Here is a 3,803-nt window from a genome sequence, read left to right as displayed (position 1 = left end):
GACGCGGCACAGTGAAGAAGTTAGAAGCCAGCTTCGTTGGAAGGGGAACTCAAAAGTTCCTTTCCAGGCGAATTTGGATCCCAATGCGCTTCCTACTTCATCGTCGGCATCACGAAGTCCGCACCCGCACGGATGCCCGTGGGCCAGCGCGAGGTGATGGTCTTCAGCCGCGTGTAGAAGCGGATGCCTTCGGGCCCATGCATATGGTGGTCGCCGAACAGGGACGACTTCCAGCCACCGAAGGAGTGGAAGGCCATCGGCACCGGGATAGGCACGTTGATCCCCACCATGCCCACCTGGATCTGGTGAGCGAATTCGCGCGCCGCATCGCCATCGCGCGTGAAGATGGCGGTGCCATTGCCATATTCATGCTCGTTGATCATCTTGGCGGCCTCCGAATAGTCATTGGCGCGGACGACCGATAGGACGGGGCCGAAGATCTCTTCCTTGTAGATCTTCATGTCGGGCGTCACATTGTCGAACAGCGTGCCGCCAACGAAATAGCCGTTCTCATAGCCCTGGAGCTTGATGCCGCGGCCATCGACCACGAGCTTCGCGCCTTCCGCCACGCCCGCATCGATGTAGCCCTTCACCTTTTCCTGGTGCTGCCGGGTTACGAGGGGTCCCATCTCGGCCTCAGGGTCGGTGCCGGGCCCGACCTTCAGCGCGCAGACCTTCGGCTCCAGCTTGGCGATCAGCGCATCCGCCGTCTTCTGGCCGATCGGAACGGCAACCGAGATCGCCATGCAACGCTCGCCGGCCGAACCGTAGGCAGCGCCCATCAGCGCGTCGACCGCCTGGTCCATGTCCGCGTCCGGCATGATGATCATGTGGTTCTTGGCGCCACCGAGTGCCTGGCAGCGCTTGCCGGTGCGGGCGGCGGTCTCATAGATGTAGCGGGCGATGGGGGTGGAGCCCACGAAGCTCACCGCCTGGATGTCCGGCGAGTGCAGGATGGCGTCGACCGCTTCCTTGTCGCCGTGGATGACGTTGAACACGCCATCGGGCAGGCCCGCTTCCTGCAGCCACTTGGCCAGCAGCAGCGAGGCGGAAGGATCGCGCTCCGAGGGCTTCAGGATGAAGCAGTTGCCCGCGGCGAGCGCCACGGGGAACATCCACATCGGCACCATGGCCGGGAAGTTGAACGGCGTGATGCCGGCAACGACGCCCAGCGGCTGGCGCAGCGAGTGACTGTCGACGCGCGTGCCGACGTTCTCGGTCACTTCGCCCTTCAGGAGCTGCGGGGCGGCGGTAGCGAACTCGACCACTTCCGCACCGCGCTGGATTTCGCCCTTGGCATCCGACAGCACCTTGCCGTGCTCGGAGGTGATGACGGCGGCGAGCTCGTCGGTGCGCTCCTCGAGGATGCGCAGGAACTTGTTGAGGATGCGCGCGCGCCGCAGCGGCGGGGTGGAGGCCCACGCTGGGAAGGCCTTCTTCGCAACGGCGACGGCCTCGTTCACTTCCGCTGTCGAGGCGAGGGAAACGGCGGCTGTCTGTTCTCCTGTCGCGGGGTTGAACACGGGTGCGGTACGGCCCTTGCCAGCAACCTCTTGGCCGCCGATGAAGAAAGGTATGGTCTTTGCCATGGGGGGGTCCTCCTGGAGTATGTGGGCCAGCTATGCGCTTTTGAAATATGCGCAGCAATAATCAAAGTTGCGCTTTCGATGTGCAGAAATTAAAGCACTTACATGGACTGGGACCGCATTCGCATCTTTCTCGCCGTGGCGCGCTCTGGGCAAATTTTGGGCGCCGCCAAGGGCCTGGGGCTCAATCATGCCACCGTGGGCCGCCAGCTGACGGCACTGGAGGAAGAATTGGGAGCACCGCTGGTAGAACGCCAGACTAATGGCTGCGTGCTGACGCATGCCGGCGAGGTGCTGATGCGCAGCGCTGAGAAGGTCGAATCCGAGCTCCTGCAGGCGGGCACCCGCATCTCGGGCGCCACGGAGGCACTGACCGGCACGGTACGTGTGGGCGCGCCGGACGGGCTGGGCAATTATTTCCTTTCGCGCACGCTCGGTGCCCTTGCGGAGCTTCACCCCGAACTTACTATTCAGCTCGTCCCCTTGCCGCGCACATTCTCGCTGACACGACGCGAAGCAGACATCGTCGTGACTCTGGATCGACCGAAGCAGGGGCGGCTCATCGTGCGCAAGCTCACGGACTATTCACTGAGCGTATATGCCGCGGCAAGCTATCTCGGCCGAAACGGGCCGATCGCTTCGGTGGAGGACCTCGAGGGGCATCTCTTCGTCACCCACGTCGAGGACTTCGTCTATTCCCGAGCGCTGGACTATGCCGCAGAACTCGGCAAGCGCATGAGGCGGCACTATGAGTGCGGGAGCGTGGTGGCACAGATGGAGGCGGTGCGGGCGGGCAATGGCGTTGGCATCCTGCACGACTACGCCGCCCTGCAGTATCCGGAACTGCGGAGGCTTCTGCCAAAGCTCCGCTTTACCCGAACCTACTGGCTGATGTCTCATCCCGACACGCATGACACACGTCGCGTGGCGGAGGTCTATGCGGCAATCACGCGCGCGGTGCAGTCGGCCAGGGCGAGCTTCATGCCAGTATAGTGGTCGGAGCCCCAGGCAAGCGCATCACCGAAACGCGAACGATCGGCAGGGTGCACCCCGAAATCGCGCCGAGTGTCCATGGCAAACGGGCAGGTACAAGGTAAAGAAGACACCTAGCCTTGATTGCAAGAGAAAGGGCGGGATCGAAACCCCGCCCTTTGCTCCTAAACGACTGTATCGTTCGGTAGATTACTTTGCGATACAGGTATCAGCCGTCTCGGGCGTGCAGACGTCGAGACCGGTGTAGGTCGGGTCAGCCGGTGCCGGCTTGCCGTCCTTCATGTCATGCAGAGCATTCATGGTCTTGAAGCCCATCTCGAAGGGACGCTGGCCGACCTGACCAAGAGACAAGCCTTCCTTCATCTGCTCGATCTGGATGGGCAGCGTGTCTGCCACCACGAGTGCGAGCGACTTGGACGCGATCTTGTCCTTGTACTTCTCCACCGCGGCGCGATTGGCGTCCGGAATGAACTGCGGGAAGCCACCCGTCGGCACGAAGGCGTCGACGGTCGGGTTCTTCGCCATGAAGTCTTCAAACTGCTGGACCGATTTCGGGAAGTCGTCATCGGTGTAGAGCGGGCAGCCCTCAGCCTCGGTCCAACCGCCCTGTCCGGTCAGGCTGTCGCCAGGCGAAGCTGCGGACTTGGTGCCGGAGAGTTCGTCGCGGATGCCCTGCATGCGCTCATTGTGGTTCGCGGCAGCAGCGCCGCCCGACTGAATGCAGACCGTGCCGCCGTTAGGTTTGATAGCCTTGATCAGCTTGGCAAGGTTGGTGCCGATCTCGTAGTTGTGCGTGCCGATGTAGGCGACACGGAGATCCTTGTTCTCGGGCAGCAGATCAGAGTCCCAGGTCAGCACGGGGATACCGGCTTCCTTGGCGGCCTGCAGCGCCACGGCCATGGCCGCGGCGTTGGACGGGGACACCGCGATACCGTCGACCTTCTTGGCCACGAGGTCCTGCACGATGGCGACCTGCTCGTCACCGCCGCCATGTTCGCCAGGGCCGATGTACATGCATTCGAAGGCACCGTTCGACTCGGCTTCTGCCTTCTTGCAGCCATCACGAGCCTGATCGAAGAAGGGGTTATTCATGTTTTTCGGCACCAGCGCGAAGACATATTTTGCCTGTGCAGCTGAGACGGTAATGGTCATGGCGCTCACCGTCATGGCTGCCGCCATCAGAAACTTCTTCATGTCACTTTCCTCCACATTTTGTTTTTCACT

The 3,803-nt window shown here is 62.3% G+C and carries 3 protein-coding genes; 1 reads left to right on the top strand and 2 read right to left on the bottom strand.

Going from position 1 to position 3,803, the window contains the following annotated elements:
* Positions 1-92 precede the first annotated feature (92 nt).
* On the bottom strand, positions 93-1,589 hold the full coding sequence (locus ACILRA_RS20920) for a CoA-acylating methylmalonate-semialdehyde dehydrogenase (RefSeq protein ID WP_395663982.1): 1,497 nt from the start codon (positions 1,587-1,589) through the stop codon (positions 93-95).
* 102 nt (positions 1,590-1,691) lie between these two features.
* On the opposite strand from ACILRA_RS20920, the gene ACILRA_RS20915 reads away from it, so the two are divergent.
* Complete coding sequence (locus tag ACILRA_RS20915) at positions 1,692-2,579, top strand: LysR family transcriptional regulator (protein WP_395663981.1); 888 nt, start codon at positions 1,692-1,694, stop codon at positions 2,577-2,579.
* A gap of 189 nt (positions 2,580-2,768) precedes the next feature.
* Here the strand turns inward: ACILRA_RS20915 and ACILRA_RS20910 are convergent, their stop codons facing one another.
* Positions 2,769-3,773 (bottom strand): substrate-binding domain-containing protein, encoded by a 1,005-nt coding sequence (locus ACILRA_RS20910; protein WP_395663980.1) that lies wholly within the window; start codon positions 3,771-3,773, stop codon positions 2,769-2,771.
* Positions 3,774-3,803: the final 30 nt, after the last annotated feature.

Source organism: Aestuariivirga sp. (genome assembly GCF_044239095.1).
GTDB lineage: Bacteria > Pseudomonadota > Alphaproteobacteria > Rhizobiales > Aestuariivirgaceae > Aestuariivirga.
The sequence above is the reverse complement of the archived record's forward strand: the minus strand, read 5'-3'. Positions and strand labels throughout refer to the sequence as shown.